Source organism: Nocardia sp. GP40, from assembly GCF_050434125.1.
Lineage (GTDB): Bacteria > Actinomycetota > Actinomycetes > Mycobacteriales > Mycobacteriaceae > Nocardia > Nocardia albiluteola.
Genome location: NZ_JBNPVW010000004.1, coordinates 158,573 through 184,055 on the forward strand (window position 1 = coordinate 158,573; position 25,483 = coordinate 184,055).

The window sequence follows — 25,483 nt, forward strand, 5'->3', positions numbered from 1 at the left end:
GGGGGATCTCAGTTCGCGTGCAGGGCGGCGTTCAGCTCGACGCCGGTGCCCTTGCGGCCCACGACCTCCACCGCACCCGTGAGCGAGTTCCGCCGGAACAACAGGTTGGACTGGCCGGTCAGCTCCGAGGCCTTGGCGGTGCGGCCGTCGGGGAGGGCGACCTTGGTGCCCGCGGTGACGTACAGACCCGCCTCGACGATGCAGTCGTCGCCGAGGGAGATGCCCAGGCCCGCGTTGGCGCCCAGCAGGCAGCGCTCGCCGATCGAGATGACCTGCTTGCCGCCGCCGGACAGGGTGCCCATGATCGAGGCGCCGCCGCCGACGTCCGAGCCGTTGCCCACCACGACGCCGGCGGAGATGCGGCCCTCGACCATCGATGCGCCGAGCGTGCCGGCGTTGAAGTTGACGAAGCCCTCGTGCATGACCGTGGTGCCCTCGGCCAGGTGCGCGCCCAGGCGGACCCGGTCGGCATCGCCGATCCGCACGCCCGCGGGCAGCACGTAGTCGACCATGCGCGGGAACTTGTCGACGCTGTACACGGTGACCTGGCCGTGGGCGCGCAGCTTGGCGCGCACCAGCTCGAACTCCTCGACCGCGCACGGCCCGTGGTTGGTCCACACGACGTTGGCGAGCAGCCCGAACTGACCCTCGAGGCTCAGGCCGTGCGGGGCCACGAGGCGGTGCGAGAGCAGATGCAGCCGCAGGTACACCTCGTGCGCGTCCGCGGGGGCGGCGGACAGGTCGGCGATCGTGGTGCGCACCGCGACGACATCGACACGGCGCGCCTCGTCGTATCGGATCAGCTCGGCGAAATGCGCGTATTCGGGATCGGCCGGGCTCAGCTTCTCGGTGCCGGTGGTCTCGAACTCGCCCAGTTCCGGGTACGGAAACCAGGTGTCGAGAACGGTGCCGTTCACGGTCACGGTCGCCAGGCCAACTGCGGATGCTCCCTGAGTACTCACGTCGCCGAGTGTATGGGTCGCCGCTGGTCCGGGGGATTCGTGGGTCCGTCCAAAGTAGCCGGCCGCTCGATACAGGGAAGTAAGCCAAACAAACAATTAGGGTGGTACGGGTGACCCTCGATCTACGCGCCGACCCCATCTCCCTGACCGCCGCTCTGGTCGACATCCCGAGCGAATCCAAGGACGAGGCGGCGATAGTCGACGCGGTGACGGGGGCGCTGCGCGAGCAGACGACGGGTTTCGAGGTACTGCGCAGCGGTAACACCGTGCTCGCGCGCACCAACCGCGGCCTGCCGACCCGGGTGATCCTGGCCGGGCACCTGGACACGGTGCCGATCGCGGGCAACGTGCCGAGCCGGTACGAGGTGCGCGAGGGAGAGCAGATGCTCTGCGGCTGCGGCAGCGTCGACATGAAGTCCGGCGACGCGGTCTTCCTGCATCTGGCCGCCACGGTCGCCGATCCGGTCTGCGACCTGACGATGATCTTCTACGACTGCGAGGAGATCGCCGCCGAATTCAACGGCCTGGGCCGCATCGAACGCGACCTGCCGGACTGGCTCGAGGGTGACCTTGCCATCCTGGGCGAGCCGTCGGGCGCCTGGATCGAGGCGGGCTGTCAGGGCACGCTGCGCGTCCGGCTCACGGTGTCCGGCACCCGCGCGCACACCGCGCGAGCCTGGATGGGGGAGAACGCGATTCACGATCTGGCCCCGGTGCTCGAGCGCCTGAGTGAATACACCCCGCGCCAGGTGGACATCGACGGCTGCGTCTATCGCGAGGGCCTGTCGGCGGTGCGGGTGGGCGGCGGCGTGGCCGGTAACGTCGTGCCCGACGAGGCCACCGTGGACGTGAATTTCCGCTTCGCACCGGATCGTTCGCTCGACGAGGCGACCGAGCATGTGCGGCAGGTGTTTTCCGGCCTGGACCTGAAGTTCGAGCGCACCGACGGCGCGCCCGCCGCGCTGCCGGGCCTGTCCGCGCCCGCTGCGAAAAGCCTTGTCGAACAGGTGCATTCGCACGGTGGCGGCGGTGTGCGGGCCAAGTACGGCTGGACCGACGTCTCCCGCTTCGCCGCCCGTGGCATCCCGGCGGTCAACTTCGGCCCCGGTGACCCCAACCTCGCCCACACCGTCGACGAACACGTCCCCACCGCCCAGATCACCACGGTCACCGACATTCTGCGGGGGTACCTCACGGGCGCGTGAGGACCACAGCTCGAGAGGTTTTCAACCCGCCGTAGCGAAGCGGAGGCAAATGCTTCAGTGTCGATCATTACAGTGGGGCGCATGTCCAGCGACGCCGAGCCCGTAGTGTCCCGAGTGCAGAAGTCCACGCCGAAGTTCCGCGGCCCGATCATGCTGCGCGGGGATCGCAAGCGAGGCACGGAAACCACCGATCAGCATCTGCTCGACGGGCGCGAGCCCACCGATTGGGTGCACACCGATCCGTGGCGAGTGCTGCGCATTCAGAGCGAATTCGTGGAGGGCTTCGGCGCGCTTGCCGAAATTCCGAGGGCCATCACGGTTTTCGGATCCGCTCGGACCCCCGCCGACCATCCCGAGTACCAGGCCGCGCGGGCAATCGGGGGTGCGCTCTCGCGTGCCGGATTCGCGGTGATCACCGGCGGCGGCCCCGGCGTGATGGAGGCCGCCAATCGCGGCGCACACGAGGCGGGCGGGTATTCGATCGGCCTGGGCATCGAACTGCCGATGGAGCAGGGGCTGAACGAGTGGGTGGATCTGGGCATCAACTTCCGCTACTTCTTCGCCCGCAAGACGATGTTCGTGAAGTACTCGCAGGCGTTCATCTGCCTACCGGGCGGATTCGGCACCCTCGACGAGCTGTTCGAGGCGCTGACCCTGGTGCAGACGCACAAGATCACCCGGTTCCCGATCGTGCTGTTCGGCACCCGCTACTGGTCGGGCCTGCTGGACTGGCTGCGCGATTCGCTGCTGGATTCGGGCAAGGTCTCGCCCGCCGATCTGGGCCTGCTGCACGTCACCGACAGTGTGGAGGAGGTTGTCGACATCGTCGCGCACGCGGCGGAGAGCCACGTCGAGGATGCCATCGGGACGGAGGACAAATGGTGACGAACGGTCCGTACGCGGTCTGCGTCTACTGCTCGGCAAGCATCCAGGACGGCGCGCAGTTGCGGCTTGCCGCGCAGGTCGGCACCGAAATCGCCCGGCGGGGTTGGCACCTGGTCTCCGGCGGCGGGCACGTGTCGATGATGGGGGCGGTCGCCACCGCGGCCCGCGCCGGCGGGGCGCGCACCATCGGGGTCATTCCCAAACAGCTCGTGCACCTCGAGGTCGCCGACGTCGGCGCCGACGAACTGATCGTCACCGACACCATGCGCGAGCGCAAACAGGTCATGGAGGACCGCGCCGACGCCTTCCTGACCCTGCCCGGCGGCATCGGCACGCTGGAGGAGCTCTTCGAGACCTGGACCGGCGGCTATCTGGGCATGCACAACAAGCCGCTGGTCGTGCTGGATCCGATGGACCACTACCGCGGGCTGTTCGCCTGGCTCGGGGAACTGCGCGCCGGTGGGTTCGTCGGGAAAACGGCCCTGGACCGGGTTACCGTGACCGCCGATCTGGCGCACGCGTTCGACGCGCTGCGCCGGCTGCCGGACTGATCTGCGACTTCCGCTGGAGGAGACCGTGAGTAGTAACGCCTCGACGACCGTGTCCCTGCTGGACCTGGTCCGTCACCTGCCCGAAATGGCGGCAGACGCGCCCGGACTCCTGCGCGGCGCCGCCGGAATGCTGGTGCGCCCCGACGACAAGGTGTCGGTCGGGCTCCATTTCCAGCGGGCCGCCGCGGCCGTGCCCGATCGCGTCTTCCTGCGGTTCGAGGGCCGCGAATACACCTACGGTGAGGCCAACGTAGAGGTCAATCGCTATGCCTCGGTCCTGGCCGAGCGCGGTGCCGGCCGCGGTGACGTGGTCGGCGTGCTGATGACCAACCGGCCCGAGACGCTGTTCGTGGTGCTGGCGACGGTGAAGCTGGGCGCGACGGTCGGGCTGCTCAATCACCACCAGCGCGATCGGGTGCTCGCGCACAGTTTCGGGCTGCTCGGCAGCGCGGTCAACGTGATCGGCGAGGAGTGCCGCGAGGCGCTGGATTCGCTGCCCGAACCCCCGGTGAACCTGCTGTTCACCGCGGAACTGACCGAGCTGGCGCGTACTGCGCCGACCACGAATCCGCCTGCCTGCGAACAGGTTACCGCGCGCGAGCGGGCCTTCCTGATCTTCACCTCGGGCACCACCGGCCTGCCCAAGGCCAGCGTGATGACGCACCTGCGCTGGACCAAGAGCATGGCCGGGCTCGGTGGGCTCGGCGTCCGCCTGCGCAAGGACGACACCCTGTACTGCTGCCTGCCGCTGTACCACAACAACGCGCTGACGGTGGCCCTGAGCTCGGTGCTGGGCGCGCGGGCGAGTTTCGCACTGGGACGGAAGTTCTCGGCCTCGGGCTTCTGGAACGAGGTGGTCGCGACCCGGGCCACCGCGTTCATCTACATCGGCGAGCTCTGCCGGTATCTGCTCAATCAGCCCGAAAAGTCCGTCGAGCGAGAGCATTCCGTGCGCCTGGCCGTCGGCAACGGGCTGCGGCCCGAGCTGTGGGACCAGTTCCGGGAGCGCTTCGGCATCCGCCGGATCGTCGAGTTCTATGCCGCCAGTGAGGGAAACGTCGCGTTCATCAACGCCTTCGGCGTCGATCGCACCGCCGGATTCGGCCCGCTGCCGTACGCGATCGTGGAGGTCGACGACGTCACGGGCCGCGCGCGCCGCTTCCCGGACGGGCGGGCGCATCGGGTGCCCTCGGGCGGTACCGGACTGCTGCTGGCGAAGGTGACCGACCGCGCGCCGTTCGACGGTTACACCGACAAGTCCGCGACCGAGTCCAAGCTGGTGCGCAACGCCTTTCGCGACGGCGACTGCTGGTTCGACACCGGAGACCTGGTGCGCGACCAGCATTGGCATCACATCGCCTTCGTCGACCGGCTCGGCGACACCTTCCGCTGGAAGGGCGAGAACGTAGCGACCACCGAGGTCGAGGGCGCTTTCGACGGTGCGCAGGAGATCACCCAGGCGGTGGTGTACGGCGTGGACATCCCCGGCGCCGACGGCAAGGCCGGGATGGCCGCGGTGACGCTGCGCCCCGGCGCGAGCATCGACGGCCGCGCTCTGTCCGCCCGGCTGCACGACCGCCTACCCGGCTATGCGGTGCCCCTGCTGGTGCGAGTCGTCGAGGAGCTGGAGACCACCAGCACCTTCAAGAGCCGCAAGGTCGAGCTCCGCAAGCAGGGCTACACCCCGGACGCCGACACGACCCTCTACGTGCTCGCGAGCCGCACCGAGGGCTACGTCCCGTTCTACGCCGCCTATCCCGACGAAGTCGCGGCGGGCAGCGTTCCCAGGTCCTGACGCCGAGCGGCTGTCAACAATCGGCCGCCGACGTAGTGTCGCGGCACTTTTCCCAGGCGATGGCACCGGAACAACTGATCTCGCATGAACATGGGTAACTCATCGGGGACGGGCCCAACCTGACCAGGCCATCAACTGTCGGCCCGACGAGCAGGCCTCGTCGCAAGCAACGTCACGCTGAAGTCGCGGGGAGGCGGGGGAGTACATGGGTAACCCATCGGGGACGGGCCCAACCTGACCAGGCCATCAACCGCCGGCCCGACGAGCAGGCCGCGTCGCAAGCAACGTCACGCTGAAGTCGCGGGGAGGCGGGGGAGCGGCGCGGGGAGGCCGGGGAGTGCCCTCGGTAGAGTCGAGGGCATGAGTGCTGTGCCGCCGATGCCCACGTTGTGCGGGAAATCGGTGGCAACCGATCGGGCCCTGGTCATGGCGATCGTGAACCGCACCCCGGATTCGTTCTACGACCAAGGCGCCACCTTCACCGATACCGCGGCGCTGGCGGCGGTCGACCGGGCGGTCGCGCAGGGTGCGGACCTGGTCGATATCGGCGGGGTGAAGGCCGGTCCCGGCGACGAGGTGGACGCGCGCGAGGAGTCCCGCCGGGTGGTGCCGTTCGTGGCGGCCATTCGGGAGCGTTACCCCGAGCTGTTGATCAGTGTGGACACCTGGCGCGGCGAGGTCGCGCGGGCCGCGGTGGCCGAGGGCGCGGATCTGATCAACGACACCTGGGCAGGTGCGGATCCGGATCTGGCCGGAGTGGCCGCCGAATTGGGAGCGGGCATCGTCTGCAGCCACACCGGCGGGGCGCAGCCGCGCACCCGCCCGCATCGCGTCCGGTACTCCGACGTGGTCGCGCAGGTCACCGAGACGGTGGTGCTGGCGGCGGAAAATGCCGCGGCCGCCGGGGTGGGAAAGGATTCGATACTCATCGATCCGACCCACGATTTCGGAAAAAATACGTACCACGGGCTCGAACTGTTGCGCGCGGTGGACATTCTTGTAAATACCGGATGGCCGGTCTTGATGGCGCTGAGCAATAAGGATTTCATCGGAGAGACTCTTGGTGTCGGCCTATCCGAGCGATTGGAGGGCACACTGGCGGCAACGGCCTGGGCCGCCGCGGCCGGCGCCCGGGTTTTCCGAGTCCACGAGGTCGCCGCGACCCGGCGAGTGGTGGACATGATCGCGGCGATTCAGGGCATCCGTCCCCCCGCACGAACTCTGCGAGGTCTGGCATGACGACCAACCCCGAACCGATCAATACGACACTATGGGCGGCCAGCAACACTTGGGATCGCCCGGAATGGACGGTCGACGAGCTCGTCGCCGCCAAGGACGGGCGCACCGTATCGGTGGTACTGCCCGCCCTGAACGAGGAGAAGACCGTCGCCGACGTGGTGACCAGCATCCTGCCGCTGCTCGGCACGCTGGTCGACGAGCTGGTGGTGGTGGATTCCGGATCCTCCGACGCCACCGCCGAGCGCGCCCGCGCGGCCGGAGCCCGCGTGGTCACCCGCGAGCAGGCGGTGCCGGAACTCGAGCCGGTCCCCGGCAAGGGGGAGGTGCTGTGGCGTTCACTGGCCGCCACCTCCGGTGACCTGATCGCCTTCGTCGATTCCGATCTGATCGACCCGGATCCGGGCTTCGTGCCCCGCCTGCTGGGCCCGTTGCTGACCGTCGAGGGCATGCATCTGGTGAAGGCCTACTACCGCCGTCCGCTGCGGCAGGGGGAGTCGGTCGACCACAACGGCGGCGGCCGCGTGACCGAGCTGGTCGCGCGCCCGCTGCTGGCCGCGCTCTGCCCGGATCTGTCCCGGGTGCTGCAGCCGCTGGGCGGCGAGTACGCGGGCACCCGTGAGCTGCTGACGGCAGTGCCCTTCGCACCCGGCTACGGCGTCGAGGTCGGCCTGCTGCTGGACACCTACGACATGCTGGGCATGTCCGCCATCGGCCAGGTGAACCTGGGCGTGCGCACCCACCGCAACCGCCCGCTGTCGGACCTGGGCGTAATGAGCCGTCAGATCATGGGAACGATGCTCGGCCGCAGCGGAATCCGCGATTCCGGCGCGGCCCTGACCCAATTCCCACTGGTCGGCGGTGAGTTCACCGCCCTGCTCACCGACGTCTCCCTCCAGGACCGCCCCCCGATGAACACCCTCCGCCCCGCCATCGTCGCCGCCTGAAACAGCGCCGTTTCGCTGGTTCGGTTCGCGACTGGCGCGCTCGACGATCGACCATCGTCGGTGCCGGACGACCGGCTGCGTGCCGTCGGTACCCGACGACCGACTTCGTGTGATTTCGGTACGTGACAACTGATTTCGGAAGAACATGGGTAACTCGGGACGGGCCCACCGGGAGCGGGCCGTCATCCGCCGGCCCGACGAGCAGGTCTCCTGGTAGGCAGCGGCACGCTGAAGTCGCGGGGTAGGCGGGGGAGCCTACCTTTCGTGCCGGTAGATGGGCGTGAGCAGGTCCGCCTCGAGCGGCTCGCCGGTATTGCGGTCGAAGCGGACCCCGACGACGGCGGAGAACGGATGGGTGCCCGCACGCTCGTGCAGGGTGGCCAGGCGGGTGGCGAGCAGGCGGATGGCCCCCAGGGAGCCGGGCGGGTGCAGGCCGTCGATCAGGAGCACCGTGCCGTGGTTGTCCGGGCGGTGCAGGCGGGCCAGATAGGCGATGTCGTAGGGTTCGGTGCCGCCCGGCCGGTAGACCCGGCGCGCGGCGCGATCCTCGATGCCGCGGCGCACCCGTCCGGCGCGGGCGACGGTGCGGCGCAGCCGCGGATCGGCCGCGGACAGATAACGCAGGCTCGGTGACAGCTCCGCACCGCCCAGGACGATGAGCCCGTCGCGGTCCAGATCCAGCGCGCGACCGGGCAGGAAGCGCTCCACGCCGACCGAGAAGCCCAACTCCCGCAGCAGTTCCTGCAGCCGATGCGGCGCCGCGGCGTCGGGCGCGCCGACCAGGGGCGCCGCGCGGGTGGTGCTGCGCACATCCGGGGTGAGGATGGTGAGCGGGCCGTGCCCGAAGAACAACCCCTCCGGCACCGGTCCCTGGGTGCTCACCTGGTGGATGCGTGCACGCGAAAGTCCCGCGGCCGCACCGATTCTCGCAAAGGTCCAGCCCTCGGCATGCAGGTCCCGGATCACCGCGCGCCGAATCCGCGTGAGTTCGTTGATGGTCTGCTGGGCCTGGGCGACCCCGTCGGTGGCCGCCTTGAGTCGCTCGACCTTGTCGTCGATCGCGAAAACCCGTGCCACCTCGTCGGCCGACATGAGCGCAGTCTAGATAGCTCGACAGCCTTATGCGTCTAGACCGCTTGACGAAATAATTCCGCCTGGCAACTCCGGAGTCATCGCCTACCTCCGGAAATGCCGAAAAGCGCCCGATTCCAGGAGTCGAAATCGTTACGTGGCGTCGAAGTCGATCGGGGGTTTCTCGTTGCGGGCCAGCGGTTTCGGTGGCTCCGGCGGCATATAGGCCGATGGTTGGGCTTCCGACGGCATACTGGTCGGTTTGTCGAAGTTTCCGGAGAACACCGAATCGTCGCCGCCGAGCAGATGTTTTGTCACCATGCCACGGGGTGTCATTCCTCGCAACTCGTTCAACGGCCGGGTCAAATCGCTCAGCGGTTTGCGCAATTCGTTCAGCTCTTCGAGCGGCTTACGCAGTTCATCCAGCTCGGGGCCGAGTTCGCCGCGCAGCTGGCTGGTAGCGCCGCTGGCATAGTCGCGCACCTGGCGCAGGCTCTGCGCGGTCCAGCGGATCGCCCCCGGCAAACGCTCCGGACCGAGGATCATCAAGGCGGCGACCACCAGGATCACCATCTCGGGCCAGCCGATATTGAACATGAGACCAGGCTACTGGGGTTGCTTGGGTGCGTCTTTATCGGAGCCCAGCGTCACCGGAATGGTGACCTGCCGGCCGCCGCGGACCACCTGGAAGTCGACGGACTGGCCGATCTGCTGGGACATCACCGCGACGGTGAGCTCGTCCGAGGCGGTGACCGTGCGATCGCCCACCTTCACCACCACATCGCCCTCGGCCAGGCCCGCGCGGGCGGCCGGGCTGCCCGGCACCACGTCGGCGATCTGCGCGCCGCTCAGCGTGCCGTTCTCGACGGTGCCGTCCTTGGCGCTGACCCCGAGCCACGGATGGGCAATCACGCCGCCGTGGATGATCGTCTCCGCGGTCTGCTTCACCAGGTCGACCGGGATCGCGAAGCCCAAGCCGACCGATCCGCCGCTCTCACTGCGGATGGCGGTATTGATGCCGATGAGCCTGCCCTGGGCGTCGACCAGCGCACCGCCGGAGTTGCCGTGGTTGATCGCGGCGTCGGTCTGCACGGCGTCGAAGGCGCCGGCGGTGTCGTCACCGGCCTCGGGCGTCTCGACCATCGCGCGGTGCAGGGCGCTGACGATGCCCGCGGTGACGGTCTTCTGCAGGCCCAGCGGCGAACCGATCGCGAGCGTGGTGTCGCCGACCTGGACACCGTCCGACTTGCCCAGCTGGGCGACGGTGAGATTCTTGACGTTGTCGACCTTGAGCACCGCCAGGTCCCGCTTGGGATCGCGGCCGACCAGCGCGCCGGGCACGACGGAGCCGTCGGAGAAGGTGACCTGGATCTTGCCGCGGTTGGTCTTGTCCATCGCGACCATCGAGATCACGTGGTTGTTGGTGACGATGTACCCGCCGCCGTCGATGATCACGCCCGAGCCCAGTGCGCCGTTGTCGCCCACGGTCTCGCGGATCTGGACCACCGAGGGCATCACCGAGTCGACGACCTTGGCCACCGAGCTGTGCGGCTTCCCCGCGCCGTTGTCCTGGCCGATCGTGACCTTCTTCGAGGTGAGCACGTCGGTGGCCTCGCCGGTGAGCCGGCCGACCAGACCGCCCGCCAGGCCGATGACCAGCGCGATCACCCCGAGGATGGCCAGCGCGGCGGGGGCGACCCGGCTGCCGAACAGCACCTCGCGGGCGGTGAGCTTGGGGGCCGGGCGCAGCGGCGGGGCCGCGGGGGTGCCCACCGCGGGGGCGCCGAGCCGCGCGGCCGCGTCCGGGTTGCGCCACGGATCCTCGGGCGCGGCGGCGGCCGCGGGGCCGGTGGTCGCGTCCGGGTCGCGCTGCAGCAGCTCGTCCGAGCCCTCGGGACGGCCGAAGGCCTCGGCCAGCACCGCGGCGGGCGGCTGATTGATCAGCTCGGGCCCGTCCTTCGGGGCCTGCGAGGCGCCGGGGGTGTGCGGGGCGAACGATCCGGCCTGATCGCCGGGGCGGCGGAAGGCGCGCGCAGTGTGCTTATCGATGTGGGGCCGGTATACCGGCCGCGGGCCCAGTATCGGCGCATCCGACGGCCTCAGGTTCCCCCGATTGGCCGCCGAATCCGACGCGGGAGACCCGGCTGCGGGCTCACCCTCGGATTGTGATCCGCTGTTCGTCGATTCGGTGGTCACCTGGAGAACTCTACTTCCGCCACCAACCGGTCCATCGTCTGCTGTCGGAACTCAATTCCCGGCCTGGCTGGGAGGCGAAACGGAACGAATCCGCCCGCAGGCCCAGGAAACTCACACCGCGGGACATATCCTCGACGCTGTTGCCGGTGAGGTCGGCGAGCGGAATCCGGCTCAGCGTGTCGTGCAGATCGTGCGGTGCGGAAATATGGCTCTGGGCGGCCTGGCGCAAAGCAATGCGGGCCTGCTGCTGGGCCTCGACCTCCGCCGCGCATTCGGAACATCGGGCCAGATGCTCCGCGGCGCGCAGATAGGGATTCATGCGCAGCTCGCCGTCGACATAGGCGGCGATGGCCTCGCTGGCCAGGTGTTCGGTCGGGGCGAAGCGCTGGCCGCGACCGGATGCACTACCGGAAACACGACCGGCCGCGGAATTCGAACCGCGATTTGTCGCAGGCTCCTCGCCACTCATACGGTGCACACCTCTTCCGACCTCACTGGTTGTGCCGGGGACGCCGCCGTGGCGGCCCGAATTACCCGACGCTTTCCTGGGCGGCAAGCCGCTCCTGAGATCCATTATGCGCAAGGTGCTCCCGCAGTGCTTGCCGCCCGCGATGGATGCGGCTGCGCACGGTGCCCAGTTTCACACCGAGGGTGGCGCCGATCTCCTCGTAGGACAATCCCTCGATATCGCACAGGACCACCGCGGCGCGGAACTCCGGCGCCAGCGCGTCCAGCGCCGACTGCAGGTCCGGATCGAGGTTCGCGTCGTGGTAGGCCTGCTCGGGATCCGGGCCGTCCGACGGCACGCGATCGTAGTCCTCGGGCAGGGCCTCCATGCGGATCCGGTTGCGCCGCCGCACCATGTCCAGGAAGAGGTTGGTGGTGATGCGATGCAGCCAGCCCTCGAAGGTGCCGGGCTGATAGCTCTGCAGCGAGCGGAAGACGCGGATGAAGGTCTCCTGGGTGAGATCCTCGGCGTCCTGCGGATCGCCCGTCAGGCGGTAGGCCAGCCGGTACACCCGGTCGGCGTGCTCGCGAACCAGCTCGTCCCAGCTCGGCATCATCGATCGATCGCCGGTGGCGTCGAAGGCCGCGGTCCCCGAGAGTTGCTCGTCCTCGGTGAGCGCGAGGGAGCCGTCGGAGGTGAGTTCGGGCGCGAGGACGGGGATGCCGTCGGTGGCGGGCAGGGCGAAGTCGGCCGGGACACCGTCGATCGACAGGCTCGCCTCTGGCAGGGTGGCGTACTCACGCGCCGCATCGACCTTGTGGATGGGGTTACCTCCTACTCGGGACCGTGGCCGGCACAGATGACAGAAGCTGTCATTCGACGGGTACAACCGCAGCCCTTGCCCGGTTGTTCCCGGCACCGGCCGCCGATCGGACGGCCTTTGCGTAGTGCTTACTTAACGTGGTCTCGATGTGCTGTTGATATGGGAAGGCTGAACGACACCTGAGAAAAATTGGTTCATCGGATCTGTCACGACAGGCTCCGGGCCGGTTCCGCCGTTAGCCTCATAGCCGTGAGTCTCAATTCCGCCGCATCGGCCCTGCAGCGCAACCTCGCCTACGTGGAGGAATCCGTGGTCGAGGATGAGGTGATGGTCGCCGCGCGTGAGCGGGCCACCGAATTGGGGGCGGCGCCGGTGCCGCCGTCGGTGGGCGCGCTGCTGAGCATGTACGCGCAGCTGCTGGGCGCGCGGGCGGTGGTCGAGGTGGGCACCGGCGCGGGGATCAGCGGCCTGTGGCTGCTGGACGGGATGCGCGAGGACGGCACCCTGACCACCATCGATTCCGAGCCCGAACATCAGCGCGCCGCGCGCGATGCGTTCCGGGCGGCCGAGATCACCCCGGCCCGCACCCGGCTCATCAACGGCCGCGCCCTGGACGTGCTGCCGCGCCTGGCCGATGGAGCCTACGACCTGGTGTTCATCGATGCGGCCCCGCTCGAGCATCCACAGTACGTGGAGCAGGGGGTGCGGCTGTTGCGAGAGGGCGGCGCGATCATGCTGCACAACGCCCTGCTGGGCGGGCGGGTCCCCGATCCGACCCAGCGCGACGCCGGCGCGCAGGCGGTGCGCGCGGCGACCCGGGCCATCGCCGAGGATCCCAGCCTCACGAGCGTGCTGATCCCGGTGGGGGACGGGCTGCTCTGCGCGTCACGGGGGTAGCCGCCGCGACACGCGTGGGTCGTTACCGTCGCTACCGTTCCTGACCTGCGGCGATAAAGAAATCGAAGAGATTCCCGGCGAGTCTTGCGTGACGATTGAACGGCTGTTTAATATACTGAACATGTGTTTAAAGGAGCAGCCGTACCGGAAGGATCCCCCGAGGATCTGAACACGCGCGCCCGCATCCGGGATGCCGCCACGACCCTGTTCGGTGGGCAGGGCTTCGGGGTCGGTGTCCGCGCCATCGCCGCCGCGGCGGGGGTGTCGCCCGGCCTGGTCAACCACCATTTCGGTTCCAAGGACGGGCTGCGGCAGGCGTGCGACGATCAGGTCCGGGAGTTCATTCGCCGGGAAAAGATGAAGTACATGGAGAATCCCTCGCCGCAGGGATTGCTCCAGGCGCTGGCCGATGTCGAGGAGTTCGCTCCGCAGCTGGCCTACCTGCTGCGCAGCCTGCAGGACGGCGGTCCGCTGATGGTCGAGCTGTTCGAGCACATGGTCGGCGATATGGAGACCTACCTGCGGGTGGGTATCGATAACGGATCACTGCGCGCGCCGAGCGATATCAAGGCGACCGCGCGAGTCATGGGCCTGCTGAACGGTGGTGGGTTCGCGATGTTCATGCAGCTCTATGCCGCACAGCACCAGGGTCCGACCGACCACCGGAAGATGCTGCGCGAGTACGCCGATCTGGTGATGCTGCCCATGGTCGAGATCTACACCAACGGCCTGCTGACCGACTCGATGGCGCTGGACACGCTGCTCGCACACCGCGACGGCGCGACCGCGCAAGCGGATTCCACATCAGACAACCCACCCACACATACATCCGGCACGGACGGCTGAACCCGAATCCGTGCCGCAGACACAGGAGATTCGATGTCATCGGCAATCGTTGTCCGGGAGCTGCACAAGTATTTCGGACAGGTACGTGCCCTCGACGGTCTCGATCTGGACGTCGCCGAGGGGGAGGTGCACGGCTTCCTGGGCCCGAACGGGGCCGGTAAGTCGACCACCATCCGCATCCTGCTGGGGATCCTGGCCCGTACCTCCGGCGACGCCGAGGTACTCGGCCGCGACCCGTGGGCCGACGCGGTCGCGCTGCACCGCGATATCGCTTATGTCCCAGGCGATGTCACGCTGTGGCCGTCGCTGTCCGGCGGGGAGACCATCGACCTGCTGGCGCGCATGCGCGGCGGGCTGGACCCCACCCGCCGAGCTGAACTGATCGAGCGCTTCGAGCTCGATCCGCGCAAGAAGGCGCGCACCTACTCCAAGGGCAACCGGCAGAAGGTCGCGCTGGTCTCGGCCTTCTCCTCCGACTGCGAACTACTGCTGCTCGACGAGCCGACCGCCGGTCTGGATCCCTTGATGGAGCAGGTATTTCGCGAATGCGCCCGGGAGGCCGCCGAGCGCGGGGTGACGGTGCTGCTGTCCAGTCACATCCTGTCCGAGGTCGAGGCGCTGTGCGACCGGGTGACCATCATCCGGGCCGGCAAGACCGTGGAGAGCGGGTCGCTGGCCCAGATGCGGCACCTGAGCCGTACCTCGATCAAGGCCGAATTGATCGGCGACCCGGGCGATCTGAGCCGGATCGCGGGCGTCGAGGACATCTCCGTCGAGGACCACACGCTGCGCTGCCAGGTCGACAGCGAGCACCTCGGCGAGCTCATCCGTGTGCTCGGCGATGCCGGGGTGCGCAGCCTGGTCAGCCAGCCACCGACGCTGGAAGAGCTGTTCCTGCGCCACTATTCGGTCGGCGGGCACGCCGCCGTCGACGGTTCGGCCGGCGCGCAGAAGCTCGCGGAGGCGTCGAAATGACCGCCGCGACACTCTCCGGCCCGGCCGGACGGGCCACTGAAACATCGCGCGGCGCTTCGGAATTCACCGGGACCTGGCGACTGTTCCGGCTGTATCTTCGGCGGGATCGAATCGTGCTGCCGCTGTGGGTGATCCTGCTGTCGCTGCCGCTGGGCAGCGTCTATGTCAAGGCCACCCAGAAGGTGTATTCCACGCCGGATCAGATCCGGCACTTCGTCCATTCGGTCAACACCAGCCCCGCCCAGCTGGCGATGTACGGCCCGGCCTACAACGAGACCTCCGGCGCGGCCGCGGGGCTGTGGAAGGCCGGAATGTTCTTCACGATCATCGGGATCGCGACGATCCTGACCGTCATCCGGCACACCCGCGCCGAGGAGGAGACCGGCCGCGAGGAGCTGCTCGCCTCGACCCGGCTCGGGCGCCTGGCCAATCTCACCGCGGCGCTGCTGGTGGCCTGCCTCGGCGCGCTGGCCACCGGCCTGCTCGGCGCGGCGAGCATCAAGGGCGCGGGCGTGGACGGGCACGGTGCGCTGGCGTTCGGCCTGGCCATGGCCGGATCGGGCATCGTCTTCGCCGCCGTCGCGGCGGTGGCCGCACAGCTGTCCGCCAGTGCCCGCACCACCCGGGGCATTGCGTTCGTCGTGCTGGCGGTGACCTACACGCTGCGGGCCATCGGCGATGCCCGTGCCGCGAACGGGCCGGCCGATCCGCTCAGCTGGCTTGCGCCGCAGGGCTGGTCGATTCAGGTGCGAGCGCTCTCGGGTGACCACTGGTGGGTGCTGCTGCTGCATGTGGCGGCCACCATCGTGCTGACCGGCGTGGCCTACGCGCTGCTGAGCCGCCGCGATATCGGGGCCGGGCTGATCGCCGAGCGTCCCGGTGCGCCGGCGGCAAGCGAGAACCTGGCCGGGCCGTTCGGGCTCGCCTGGCGGCTGCAGCGGGGCACGCTGATCGCCTGGACCGTCGGGCTCGGACTGTACGGACTGGTGATCGGCAGCATCATCCACGGCATCGGAAACGAGATCGGCGGCAGTAAATCCGTGGAGGACATCGTCACTCGCATGGGCGGCGCTTCGGGGCTCGAGGACGCCTTCATCACCACCGGCTATCAGATGCTCGGCGTGGCCGCGGCCGCCTACGCGATTTCGGCGGTGCTGCGGCTGAATTCGGAGGAGTCCGCCGATCGCGCGGAGATCGTGCTGACCGGTGCGGTCGGGCGGATTCGCTGGGTCGCATCCCATCTGCTGTACGCGCTGCTCGGACCCGTTATCGTGCTGGGTGTTTCGGGCCTGCTGGGCGGGCTGGCCTACGGTATCGCCGCGCAGGATGTGAGCGGCAAGCTGCCGCGGGTGCTGGGCGCGGCCATGGTGCAGCTGCCCGCCGTCTGGCTGTTCGCCGGCGCCGCGGTGCTGCTGTTCGGGCTGCTGCCCCGGTGGGCGAGCCTGGCCTGGGGTGTCTTCACCGCCGGGGTGGCGCTGTACCTGCTCGGGTCGATAGCTGGCATGCCGCAATGGGTTCTGGACATCGACCCGTACAGCCACCTGCCCAAGCTGCCCTCGGCGCCGTTCACGGCGACGCCGGTAGTCGTGCTGGTGGTGATCGCCGCGGTGCTGGCCGGGATCGGCCTGGTCGCGTTCCGCCGACGCGATCTACGCTGAGCAGACCGACCCCGTCGGCTCACCGGCGAGGAAAGAGTTCACCGGCAGTACGCTCCCCGGTCGCGGGGGAGCGTACTGTTCTGGTCGATCGCCCGATTGCTCTGCGCACCATACACGTGTCGTCGCGCGGCCTCGGCGGTCGATGGGTGAGACAGGATGGCCGATTTCGACGAGCTCCAGAACGAGCTCGGGGACTTCATGCCCACCGGCTGGCTCGGACCGATGGTGGTCATGTTCGGGCTGCTGGTGTTCATCGCGCTGCTGGTTCTGCTGCTGGTCGGCGGGGCGCACTTCACCGAGCAGAAGTCCCCGGTGCTGACCACCCCGGGCACCTGCGCGCCCTTCTGCGGCGACTCGCCGTCGCCGCTGCGAACGCCGCCGCCCCCCACGTCTTGACGGAATGCCTACGCCGCTGGCCGATCCGCACGTACTGTGGACCGATATCATTGTGGCAGTGAGTGGTTCAGTCGTGGGGTGATGAACGATGGTGTACGAGCGGGCGATTCTCTTCGAAGTCCTGCCACGCGGCTGGATCACGCTGGTCATCGTCGTCCTGGGGTTCGCGGTCTTCCTCGCGTTGCTGGTGATGCTGCTGGTCAGCGGTTACGGCAACAAGCACAGCAACAGCAGCGTCATCGCGCCCACCACCCCCGCCGTCTGCTACCCGTTCTGCACGGCCACCCCCAACACCCCGCCGTCGGGCTGGGAATGAGCACCGCGCGCGCCTAGGGCCTGCCGACGTCGAAGTAGCCGTCCCCGATGGGAATGAGCACCGCGCCCAGGGCCTGCTGACGTCGAAGTAGCCGTCCCCGATAGGAGTGAGGGCTACACCCAGACGCCCTTGCCGACGGTGACGATTCCCCCGTTGCTGACGGCGAACCGTTCGCGGTCGCGAGCGAGATCGATGCCGATGGTCTCCCCCTCACCGACCATGACGTTCTTGTCCAGGATCGCGCGCCGGACGATGGCCCCCCGGCCGATGCGGACACCCGGGAGCAGCACGCTGCCCTCGACGGTGGCGCCGTCCTCGATGGTGACATTGGAGGACAGCACCGAATTGCGGACCGTCGCCGCGGACAGGATGCTGCCGGAGCCGACGATGCACTCCTGGGCCAGCCCGCCCCGGGCGAATTTGGCCGGCGGGAGGTTTTCGGCGGCGCCGCGGATCGGCCAGTGCTTGTTGTAGAGGTTGAAGACGGGGTGCACCGAGACCAGGTCCATGTGGGCGGCGTAGAAGGCGTCGATGGTGCCCACGTCGCGCCAGTAGCCGCGGTCGCGGTCGGTGGAGCCGGGCACGTCGTTCTCGGCGAAGTCGTAGACGCCGGCCTCGCCCTTGCCGACCAGGGTGGGGATGATGTCCCCGCCCATGTCGTGGTCGGAGTCCGAATCGTCGGCGTCCGCGCGGATCGCGTCCACCAGGGTCTTGGTGGTGAAGACGTAGTTCCCCATCGAGGCGAAGGTCACGTTCGGGTCGTCGGGGGTGCCCGGGGGGTGGGCCGGCTTCTCCAGGAACTGGGTGATGCGCCCGGACTCGTCGGAGTCGATGCAGCCGAACGCGCTCGCCTCGCCGCGCGGCACCCGGATGCCGGCCACGGTGACCCCCGCGCCGGAGTCGATGTGGTGCGCGACCAGCTGCTCGGGATCCATCCGGTACACGTGGTCCGCGCCGAAGACCACGATGTAGTCGGGGTCCTCGTCGTAGATCAGGTTGAGCGATTGCATGATCGCGTCGGCACTGCCGGTGTACCAGCGCGGGCCCAGGCGCTGCTGGGCGGGCACCGGAGTGATGTACTCGCCGGCGAAGCCCGACAGCCGCCACGTCTGCGAGATGTGACGGTCCAGCGAGTGCGACTTGTACTGGGTGAGAACGCATATCCGCAGAAATCCCGCGTTCACGAGGTTCGACAGCACGAAGTCGATGAGCCGGTACGCGCCCCCGAAGGGGACCGCGGGCTTGGCGCGATCCTTCGTGAGCGGGAACAGGCGCTTGCCCTCACCACCGGCAAGCACTATCCCGAGTACGTGCGGCTGGCTCCTCACGTGTTCCAACCTACCGTCCTAGTGTCGGACGGGTGGTCATGACGGAGGTGAACGATTAGGTTGGACCGGTGACTTTGGGCGCCGCCCCCGAGGAGCGCGACCGGCTTCGAGTCGCGATGATGACCCGTGAATATCCCCCCGAGGTGTATGGCGGGGCCGGTGTTCACGTCACCGAGCTCACTGCTCAGCTGCGGGGGCTGTGCGAGGTGAGCGTGCACTGCATGGGCGTCTCGCGCAACGATGCGGTGGTCCATCAGCCCGATCCGATGCTGTACGCGGCCAATTCCGCGCTGCAGATGATGTCGGCGCAGCTGCGCATGGCCGATGCCGCCGAGGGTGTGGACGTGGTGCATTCGCACACCTGGTACACGGGCCTGGCCGGACATCTGGCCGCCACGCTGTACGGCATACCCCATGTGCTCACGGCACATTCGCTCGAGCCGCGGCGGCCCTGGAAGGCGGAGCAACTCGGCGGTGGATACCGGCTGTCCTCGTGGTCCGAACGCAATGCCATGGAGCACGCCGATGCCGTCATCGCCGTCAGCGCGGGCATGCGACTGGATGTGCTCGACGCCTACCCGGCCATCGACCCCGATCGAGTCCACGTGATACACAACGGGATCGATGCGAACATCTGGCATCCGGGCGGGCCCGTCGAGGAAGCCCGCGACGTGCTCGCCGAGCTGGGGGTGCGCACCGACCTGCCGATCGCCGCGTTCGTCGGGCGGATCACCAGGCAGAAGGGCGTGTCCCATCTGCTGGCCGCCGCCCGTGAATTCGACGACGGCATCCAGCTTGTGCTGTGCGCCGGCGCGCCCGACACGCCGCAGCTGGAGGCTGAGGTGTCCGCGGCCGTGGCCGAGCTGGCACAGCGCCGCGGCGGGGTGTTCTGGGTGCGTGAGATGCTGCCGGCGGAGCAGGTGCGTCAGATCCTGGCCGCGGCAACGGTATTCGTCTGCCCCTCGGTGTACGAGCCGCTGGGCATCGTCAATCTGGAGGCGATGGCCTGCGGCACCGCGGTCGTCGCCTCGGATGTCGGGGGGATTCCGGAGGTCGTGGCCGATTCGACCGGTCGCCTGGTGCATTACGACGCCGACCGGGCCGCGGATTTCGAGCACGAGCTGGCAGCGACGGTGAACGCCGTTGCGGGCGATGCGGAACTGGCCGCCGCGCTCGGCACGGCCGGGCGTGCCCGGGCGGTCGCAGAATTCGACTGGGCCCGGGTTGCCGCCGCGACCCTGCGGCTGTACGACCGGATCCGCAAGGGCTGACTTATCGAGCCCGGTACCGCGAGACCGTGACCGAGGCGGTGACCTCGACCGTCTCGGGCAGCGCGGCGATCCGTGCCGCACGCGGGTCGCTCGCGTGATGCGCCGACGGACCCATGGCCACCACATTGCCCACATCCGGGTGGGTGAGCCGCAGCGAATACTCCATGAGCGCGCTGTCGACCCGGTCGAAGCGGCCGGACATCGCCTCGGCGAGCCGGTCGTCCTTGGTCGCGTCGACGCCGATCATCCCCAGCGGGGCGATGAGTTCCGAGAGATGGCGGGGCGTCGGGGTGACCACGATGAACGAACCCCCCGGTGCGAGCACCCGGGCGACCTCGTCCGGGTTGCGGGGCGCGAAGACCGAGAGCACCACATCGACCAGCCCGTCCCGGATCGGCAGGCCGCGCCAGACGTCGGCGAGGATCGAGGCGGCCCGGGGGTGCGCGCGGGCGCCACGCCGGGCGGCGGGCTTGGACACGTCCAAGGCGATCCCGTGCGCGTCCGGCGTGGCGTCCAGGGCGGCCGCGAGGTAATAGCCGGTACCGGCGCCGATTTCGAGTATGGAGTGCGGGAATCGTGTGCCCGCGCCTTCGGCGGAGATCGTCGCCACCGCGGTGGCGATCGGCGCGAAGTGCCGGGCATCCTGAAAGGCGGCCCGTGCATCGAGCATGGCCGCGGTATCGCCGGACATCTTTGTCGACGCACCCGTCAGCAGGCTGACGTATCCCTGCCGGGCGATATCGAAACCGTGTCCGCGCGCGCAGAACAACGAGCGATCGCGGACGGCCAGAATGTCACCGCATTCGGGACAGGCCAGCAGGGACGCGACCGCAGCTAGCTGCGACTCCACCACTTCGGGTGTGTCGAGCTGCTGCTAACCCGTGACTTGCATGAGCTCTTTGCCCAGAGCCTCCGCCTCTTCGGGCGTCAGCTCGACGACCAGCCGCCCGCCACCCTCGAGTGGAACCCGCATGACGATTCCACGCCCTTCCTTGGTTGCCTCGAGGGGACCGTCCCCGGTGCGGGGCTTCATGGCCGCCATCCTCTGCTCCCTCCAGATCCGCGCGGTCTTCTGCGCACTTTCTTGGAACTCGTGTTGTCACCAACAGGTAGCCCACCCATGTGGGAGGGCTACACCCAGCCCATTCTTCCCTATCGGTGATCGAGGCGGGTACCTGAGTTCCAAAACCGACCAGCCGGGCGTGTGGTCACCCGCCTGCGGAGACCCAGCAATCGGCCACATGATCGTCGACCATTCCGGTCGCCTGCATCAGCGCATATGCGGTCGTCGGGCCGACGAACCGGAAACCCCGCCGCTTGAGTTCCTTTGCGAGAGCGACCGATTCGGGTGTGACGGCGGGCACGTCGGTCAGTGCGGCCGGCCGCGGGCGCGGCGGCGGCGCGAACGACCAGAGCAGTTTGTCCAGACCGATGTCCAGCTCGCGCGCGACGCGCGCATTGGCGATGCTGGCCTCGATTTTGGCGCGGTTGCGCACTATGCCCGGATCGGCAAGCAGCCGCTCCACATCCGCCTCGCCGAACTCGGCCACCCGGTCGATCACGAAATCGGCGAACGCCGCCCGGAACGCCGGGCGCTTGCGCAGGATCGTGATCCACGACAGCCCCGACTGGAACGCCTCCAGGGACATCCGCTCGAACAGTGCGTCGTCACCGTGCAGCGGCTTGCCCCACTCGTCGTCGTGATAGTCCCGGTAGAGCGCCGAGGACTCGGACCATCCGCACCGCACCTTGCCGTCGGACTCCGGCTCGGCCGGGCGTGGCGCGGGGCTCACCGTGCGCTCCGCTCGGCGGGCCGTTCGATGGGCGTACCTCCGCATTCGCTCCGGCCATGCGCGGATTGCGGACGGCTTCGCCGACAGTGTCTATTGGGCTGCGGCGGCGATACGTGCGCGGTCGGCATCATGGGTCGAGGGTATGACCCGGCACCGACAGACTCGCCCCGGCGGTGCATCGACCGAGGTCGGCGCGGTGGAACAGGCATTCGCGCCTACGACTGCCCGGACGGGGTTCCGGCACCGCCGGGGTGGGCGGGTGGCTGCAGGAACGCGGACTGCGCCGGAGCGACCGGGGGCAATGCCAGGCTGCCGGTCGACGGGGCGCTCCCGGCGTGCTCGGCGCCCGGAGCCACCGCGCCTGCGGCCTGCTCGGGGCGCGATACCTCCGGCACCGCCGGATGCGGCGATCCGGACGGAACCGCGGGCAGCAGTCCCGCGGACCACGATCCGGTGTGCTCGGGCGCCGGCTGCGGCTGGGCGATGCCGTTCGCCGAGACGGGCGGCTCCCACGGTCCGGTTCCGGCCGGTCCGGGCCACGCAATCGCGCCCGTGCCGGGGTGAGTGCCGCCGGACTGCGCGGTCGGATCGAATCCCGGTCGGGCCGCCGGCGTCCCGTTGTTCCCCGCCGTCGGCCCGGGACCGCCCTGGCGTTCGGTCCGGACGGTTCGCTCCTCGCCGGACGCACTCTGCTGATCTGTCCGGACCGGACGTTCCGCACCGCCCGCGGGCCGACGTTCGGTCCGGACCGTGCGCTCCTCGCCGGACACCGGCGCGCCGCGTTCGTCCGCTTGCGCCGGGCGGGGGGTGGCGGGCTGCGCAACGGCTGGGGTGGCGCCGGTCCACGCGCTCGGCACGGCCCCGGTCCGTTCCACCGAAGCCGTCGAGGCCGACCGTGGCGACTCGCCCCGTGCCCGGGCCAGCTGGCCCTCCAGTTCATCGATGCGGGCCGCCAGCCGGGCCAGCGCCCAGTCCACCTCGCCGGCCTTGTAACCGCGAAATACCTGCTGAAAGCGCAGGTCTCGGACATCGGCGCCGCTGATGTGCTCGGCGGGCAGGACCGTCTCGGTCGTGCCCTCCGGCAACGGGCCGAGTTCCTCGGCGCGCCCGAATACCGCGCTGGCGATCAAGAACAGCAGCGCCGCCACCAATCCGACGATCAGCACGTACAGCAGCATCGTGAGCATGGGTTCGAGAATAGGGGCACCGGGCGAGGGACGCCGGGCCGGTTCCCCCGGCTCCACCCGCTGCGCGGGCCCGGTCGGCTCGCCGCCCCCGCGCCACCGGCCCGGCGTTCCCCTCCCCTCACCGCTCCCCGGTGCGCCGGAAACAGTAGGCGGCAGCGGCGAGATACTGGCGGCATCCGCCGCCGTGCCCGGCGTGCACGGTCAGCAGGAATCGGGCGCGGTCGTAGGTGAGCTCGCCCGGATCGTGCGAGCAATCGCGGCTGTTGATCAACCACAGATCCCTGGTATCCGAGGACGGTGGGTACATGCCAACAACTTTCGTCGTTCTCGTTCCGATGCGAAATCGCGCAGCGTTGGTGTTGGTGTTGGCCTACTGTTGGCACGACAGCGCGCAACACGGAATTAACAATTACTAGGACTTCCCATGGTGTTGGGTCGGCCGTGGACCGGCTTCGAAGCGGCCGCGCTGCAGGAAGCTACCCGAAAGTCGGTGCGGGAGTTCGCGGCTCATCTCGGCGTGGAGATGACGACCGTCGCCAACTGGCGGTCCGGTCTGAGCGCGGTCACCCCGCGCCCGCTCACCCAGGAGCTGCTTGACACCCTGCTGGTGCAGGTCGGTCCGGAGGTGCGCGAACGCTTCGAGCAGATCCTGGCCGAGGGGGAGGCCGCACTGGGTGCGCGTCGGCTGCCCGCGCGTCGCGTCGCGCCGGCGCCCGCAGTACCCGCGCCCGGTGACGACGCGGCCCTGCTGGCCCGGCTCGACGATGCCCGCTCAGTCGTCGACCGCACGGTGTCGGCCTGCACGGTCGGCCCGATGATGGTCGAGCTGATGGAGGAACGGGCCGCGGGCAGAATGCTGGCCTATACCCGCACCCCGCCCGCCCGGGTGCTGGCCACGGTGCTGCCGGACGTGCTCGAGGTGCAGGGGATCGCCGCGCAGCGGCAGCCCGCGGCCATCCAGTCCCGGCTCTCGGAGGTCACCGCGGTGCTGGGTCTGCTGGTGGCGGACGCGCTGATGAAGCTCGGGCAGATCGAACGCGCCAACACCTGGTACGGCTCCGCGCGGATGGCCGCCGACGACACGGCCAACCTGCGGCTGCGCGCCCGGGTGCGGGCACAGCACGCGATGCTGCCGTACTACTACGGCACCCCCGAACAGGCGGTCATGCTCGCGCGGGCGGCACAGGCGCAGCTGCCCGGCGCCGCCGACGACGCCACCGCCCTGGCGGCCGCGGCCGAGGCGCGGGCACTGGCCCGGCTCGGCGACGCCGACGGGGCGGATCTGGCCCTGGCGCGGGCGGTGCGGCATACCGGCCAACTCGGCGACGCCGCCTCGGACGAGGCGTTCCGGTTCGGCGAAAAGCGGCTGCTGCTCTACCAATCCGGCATCCTGACCAATCTCGGGCGCACCGGGGCCGCGCGCCGGGTGCAGGAGCGGGCGCTGGCGCTGTATCGGAACAGCCCGGACGTGCTGATCGACCCGGCACTCATCGAACTCGACGCCGCGATCGGCTATGCCCTGGAGGGTGCGGTGGATCAGGCCTGCGAGCTGGCCGTGCAGGTGCTGACCACGCTGCCCCCGGAACATCGCACCACGATCGTGCTGACCCGGGCGGCCGCGGTGGTGGACGCCATCGCGCCGGACGGCCGCGGCCGTCCGGCGGCGGACGAGCTGCGGCAGCTGATGTCCGCCGAGACGGGACGGGGTCGGTGATCGCGATGTCGCAACCGGCGGAGCCGGCGGCCGCCGCCGAGTTCACCCCGCAGCGCACCCATCGAATCCTCGAACGAGCTTGCCGCACGGCCGGATTGGATCCGGCCGGGGCTCGGCTGCTGCGTCATCACACCAATGCGGTGTACCGGCTGGTCCGCTCGCCGGTCGTGGTGAAGATCGATCGGCCGTGTGGCGGGCGGCCGCCGGTCGACGTCGTCGGGCTGGCTCGGTGGCTGCAACGGCAGGATGTGCCGGTGGTGCCGCCGGCGCCGACGCGTCAGCCGCTCGAGTTCGACGGCTGCGCGGTCACCTTCTGGCGGTATCTGCCGCCGTCGCGGGAGATCGTCGCCGCGGACCTGGCCGCGCCCCTGTCGCTGCTGCACGCGCTGCGCACCCGCCCGCCGCAGCGGCTGCCCGGACGGCATCTGCGCGACACCTTCGCCCGCATCGCCGAATCCATCGACGCCAGCCGGATCCTGTCCCCGTCGGATCGCATGCTGCTGCGCGCCGAGCGGGCCCGCCTGGCCGCCCGTGCCCCCGAGATCGCCTTCGCGCTGCCGCCGGGTCTCATCCACGGCGACGCCCATCATCGAAACATGCTGTGGGACAGCACCACCGCAGAGGCGGTGCTGTGCGATCTGGAGAGTGTCGCACTGGGCCAGCCGGAATGGGATCTGGTCACGGTCGAGGTGCACTGCCGCCGCTTCGCGCACCCTTCGATCGAATACGAGAAGTTCTGCCGCGACTACGGTTTCGACGTCCGCGACTGGCCCGCCTACCCCTGGCTCCGCGACCTGCGCGAACTCCGCATGATCACCACCAACGCCTACAAATCCGCCCCGGGCACACCCTGCGCCCGAGAGGTGTTGCGCCGCATAGCCGCATTACGCGAGGGCACCCAGATCCGCTGGCACATCCTCTGATGGATTCGCCTCGCCACCGTGACCGGCTGGCGACCGCTCGGGAGGTATGGCGTACAACCC

At 69.3% G+C, this 25,483-nt stretch carries 26 protein-coding genes and 1 pseudogene; 15 read left to right on the forward strand and 12 right to left on the reverse strand.

Annotated elements, in window-relative coordinates:
* Window positions 1–8 precede the first annotated feature (8 nt).
* Window positions 9–962: a 2,3,4,5-tetrahydropyridine-2,6-dicarboxylate N-succinyltransferase gene (gene dapD / locus ABH933_RS13905; RefSeq protein WP_429422923.1), complete on the reverse strand. Its 954-nt coding sequence runs from the start codon at window positions 960–962 to the stop codon at window positions 9–11.
* A gap of 110 nt (window positions 963–1,072) precedes the next feature.
* Between dapD and dapE the strand changes: the two genes are divergently transcribed.
* The 6 genes from dapE to ABH933_RS13935 all read left to right on the forward strand — a co-directional run bounded on the left by dapE (window position 1,073) and on the right by ABH933_RS13935 (window position 7,581).
* Window positions 1,073–2,167 (forward strand): succinyl-diaminopimelate desuccinylase, encoded by a 1,095-nt coding sequence (dapE, locus tag ABH933_RS13910; RefSeq protein ID WP_429422921.1) that lies wholly within the window; start codon window positions 1,073–1,075, stop codon window positions 2,165–2,167.
* 81 nt (window positions 2,168–2,248) lie between these two features.
* Window positions 2,249–3,052, forward strand: coding sequence for a TIGR00730 family Rossman fold protein (locus ABH933_RS13915; protein WP_429422918.1), 804 nt, complete (start codon window positions 2,249–2,251; stop codon window positions 3,050–3,052).
* Window positions 3,046–3,603, forward strand: coding sequence for a TIGR00730 family Rossman fold protein (locus tag ABH933_RS13920; protein WP_429422916.1), 558 nt, complete (start codon window positions 3,046–3,048; stop codon window positions 3,601–3,603). The genes ABH933_RS13915 and ABH933_RS13920 overlap by 7 nt, the downstream gene beginning before the upstream one ends.
* A gap of 25 nt (window positions 3,604–3,628) precedes the next feature.
* Window positions 3,629–5,398 carry a long-chain-acyl-CoA synthetase gene (locus tag ABH933_RS13925; RefSeq protein ID WP_429455033.1) on the forward strand — a complete coding sequence of 590 codons (1,770 nt, stop codon included), beginning with the start codon at window positions 3,629–3,631 and terminating at the stop codon, window positions 5,396–5,398.
* Window positions 5,399–5,758: 360 nt separating this feature from the next.
* Window positions 5,759–6,637: a dihydropteroate synthase gene (gene folP / locus ABH933_RS13930; RefSeq protein WP_215918212.1), complete on the forward strand. Its 879-nt coding sequence runs from the start codon at window positions 5,759–5,761 to the stop codon at window positions 6,635–6,637.
* A complete protein-coding gene (locus ABH933_RS13935) occupies window positions 6,634–7,581 on the forward strand; it encodes a glucosyl-3-phosphoglycerate synthase (protein WP_429422912.1) in 948 nt (315 codons plus the stop codon). The genes folP and ABH933_RS13935 overlap by 4 nt, the downstream gene beginning before the upstream one ends.
* A 255-nt stretch (window positions 7,582–7,836) precedes the next feature.
* Here the strand turns inward: ABH933_RS13935 and ABH933_RS13940 are convergent, their stop codons facing one another.
* The 5 genes from ABH933_RS13940 to sigE all read right to left on the reverse strand — a co-directional run bounded on the left by ABH933_RS13940 (window position 7,837) and on the right by sigE (window position 12,017).
* The gene (locus tag ABH933_RS13940) at window positions 7,837–8,673 is read right to left on the reverse strand and encodes a hypothetical protein (protein ID WP_429422910.1); all 837 of its coding nucleotides are present in this window, start codon (window positions 8,671–8,673) and stop codon (window positions 7,837–7,839) included.
* Window positions 8,674–8,805: 132 nt separating this feature from the next.
* A complete protein-coding gene (tatB, locus tag ABH933_RS13945; RefSeq protein WP_429422908.1) occupies window positions 8,806–9,249 on the reverse strand; it encodes a Sec-independent protein translocase protein TatB in 444 nt (147 codons plus the stop codon).
* A gap of 9 nt (window positions 9,250–9,258) precedes the next feature.
* Window positions 9,259–10,848 carry a S1C family serine protease gene (locus ABH933_RS13950; protein WP_429422906.1) on the reverse strand — a complete coding sequence of 530 codons (1,590 nt, stop codon included), beginning with the start codon at window positions 10,846–10,848 and terminating at the stop codon, window positions 9,259–9,261.
* 10 nt (window positions 10,849–10,858) lie between these two features.
* The gene (locus ABH933_RS13955; RefSeq protein ID WP_429422904.1) at window positions 10,859–11,317 is read right to left on the reverse strand and encodes a zf-HC2 domain-containing protein; all 459 of its coding nucleotides are present in this window, start codon (window positions 11,315–11,317) and stop codon (window positions 10,859–10,861) included.
* A 61-nt stretch (window positions 11,318–11,378) separates the two neighbouring features.
* Window positions 11,379–12,017 (reverse strand): RNA polymerase sigma factor SigE, encoded by a 639-nt coding sequence (gene sigE, locus ABH933_RS13960; RefSeq protein WP_215918434.1) that lies wholly within the window; start codon window positions 12,015–12,017, stop codon window positions 11,379–11,381.
* A 351-nt stretch (window positions 12,018–12,368) separates the two neighbouring features.
* Between sigE and ABH933_RS13965 the strand changes: the two genes are divergently transcribed.
* The 6 genes from ABH933_RS13965 to ABH933_RS13990 all read left to right on the forward strand — a co-directional run bounded on the left by ABH933_RS13965 (window position 12,369) and on the right by ABH933_RS13990 (window position 17,207).
* Window positions 12,369–13,016: an O-methyltransferase gene (locus ABH933_RS13965; RefSeq protein WP_308166654.1), complete on the forward strand. Its 648-nt coding sequence runs from the start codon at window positions 12,369–12,371 to the stop codon at window positions 13,014–13,016.
* Between the two features lie 123 nt (window positions 13,017–13,139).
* Complete coding sequence (locus ABH933_RS13970; RefSeq protein WP_429422902.1) at window positions 13,140–13,862, forward strand: TetR family transcriptional regulator; 723 nt, start codon at window positions 13,140–13,142, stop codon at window positions 13,860–13,862.
* A 33-nt stretch (window positions 13,863–13,895) separates the two neighbouring features.
* The gene (locus tag ABH933_RS13975) at window positions 13,896–14,837 is read left to right on the forward strand and encodes an ATP-binding cassette domain-containing protein (protein ID WP_429422900.1); all 942 of its coding nucleotides are present in this window, start codon (window positions 13,896–13,898) and stop codon (window positions 14,835–14,837) included.
* Window positions 14,834–16,495, forward strand: coding sequence for an ABC transporter permease (locus ABH933_RS13980; protein WP_429422898.1), 1,662 nt, complete (start codon window positions 14,834–14,836; stop codon window positions 16,493–16,495). The genes ABH933_RS13975 and ABH933_RS13980 overlap by 4 nt, the downstream gene beginning before the upstream one ends.
* A gap of 156 nt (window positions 16,496–16,651) precedes the next feature.
* A complete protein-coding gene (locus ABH933_RS13985) occupies window positions 16,652–16,891 on the forward strand; it encodes a hypothetical protein (protein ID WP_215918220.1) in 240 nt (79 codons plus the stop codon).
* A gap of 88 nt (window positions 16,892–16,979) precedes the next feature.
* Window positions 16,980–17,207 (forward strand): hypothetical protein, encoded by a 228-nt coding sequence (locus ABH933_RS13990; protein WP_215918221.1) that lies wholly within the window; start codon window positions 16,980–16,982, stop codon window positions 17,205–17,207.
* A 113-nt stretch (window positions 17,208–17,320) separates the two neighbouring features.
* Here ABH933_RS13990 and glgC read toward each other — a convergent pair whose 3' ends face one another.
* Window positions 17,321–18,535: a glucose-1-phosphate adenylyltransferase gene (gene glgC / locus ABH933_RS13995; RefSeq protein WP_429422895.1), complete on the reverse strand. Its 1,215-nt coding sequence runs from the start codon at window positions 18,533–18,535 to the stop codon at window positions 17,321–17,323.
* Between the two features lie 116 nt (window positions 18,536–18,651).
* Between glgC and glgA the strand changes: the two genes are divergently transcribed.
* Complete coding sequence (gene glgA / locus ABH933_RS14000; RefSeq protein ID WP_429423207.1) at window positions 18,652–19,806, forward strand: glycogen synthase; 1,155 nt, start codon at window positions 18,652–18,654, stop codon at window positions 19,804–19,806.
* A 1-nt stretch (window position 19,807) separates the two neighbouring features.
* Here glgA and ABH933_RS14005 read toward each other — a convergent pair whose 3' ends face one another.
* The 5 genes and pseudogenes from ABH933_RS14005 to ABH933_RS14025 form a co-directional block, all read right to left on the reverse strand.
* Window positions 19,808–20,656, reverse strand: a complete 849-nt coding sequence (locus ABH933_RS14005; protein WP_429422893.1) for a putative RNA methyltransferase — start codon at window positions 20,654–20,656, stop codon at window positions 19,808–19,810.
* Window positions 20,657–20,680: 24 nt separating this feature from the next.
* Window positions 20,681–20,848: a DUF3117 domain-containing protein gene (locus ABH933_RS14010; RefSeq protein ID WP_215918224.1), complete on the reverse strand. Its 168-nt coding sequence runs from the start codon at window positions 20,846–20,848 to the stop codon at window positions 20,681–20,683.
* Between the two features lie 166 nt (window positions 20,849–21,014).
* Complete coding sequence (locus ABH933_RS14015; RefSeq protein WP_429422891.1) at window positions 21,015–21,599, reverse strand: DNA-3-methyladenine glycosylase I; 585 nt, start codon at window positions 21,597–21,599, stop codon at window positions 21,015–21,017.
* Window positions 21,600–22,500: 901 nt separating this feature from the next.
* Window positions 22,501–22,786, reverse strand: a pseudogene (locus ABH933_RS14020) (DivIVA domain-containing protein); the annotation flags it as partial.
* Between the two features lie 118 nt (window positions 22,787–22,904).
* Window positions 22,905–23,093 carry a hypothetical protein gene (locus ABH933_RS14025; protein WP_429422889.1) on the reverse strand — a complete coding sequence of 63 codons (189 nt, stop codon included), beginning with the start codon at window positions 23,091–23,093 and terminating at the stop codon, window positions 22,905–22,907.
* A 117-nt stretch (window positions 23,094–23,210) separates the two neighbouring features.
* On the opposite strand from ABH933_RS14025, the gene ABH933_RS14030 reads away from it, so the two are divergent.
* Complete coding sequence (locus ABH933_RS14030) at window positions 23,211–24,500, forward strand: hypothetical protein (protein WP_429422887.1); 1,290 nt, start codon at window positions 23,211–23,213, stop codon at window positions 24,498–24,500.
* A 5-nt stretch (window positions 24,501–24,505) separates the two neighbouring features.
* Window positions 24,506–25,423 carry a phosphotransferase gene (locus ABH933_RS14035; RefSeq protein ID WP_429422884.1) on the forward strand — a complete coding sequence of 306 codons (918 nt, stop codon included), beginning with the start codon at window positions 24,506–24,508 and terminating at the stop codon, window positions 25,421–25,423.
* Window positions 25,424–25,483: the final 60 nt, after the last annotated feature.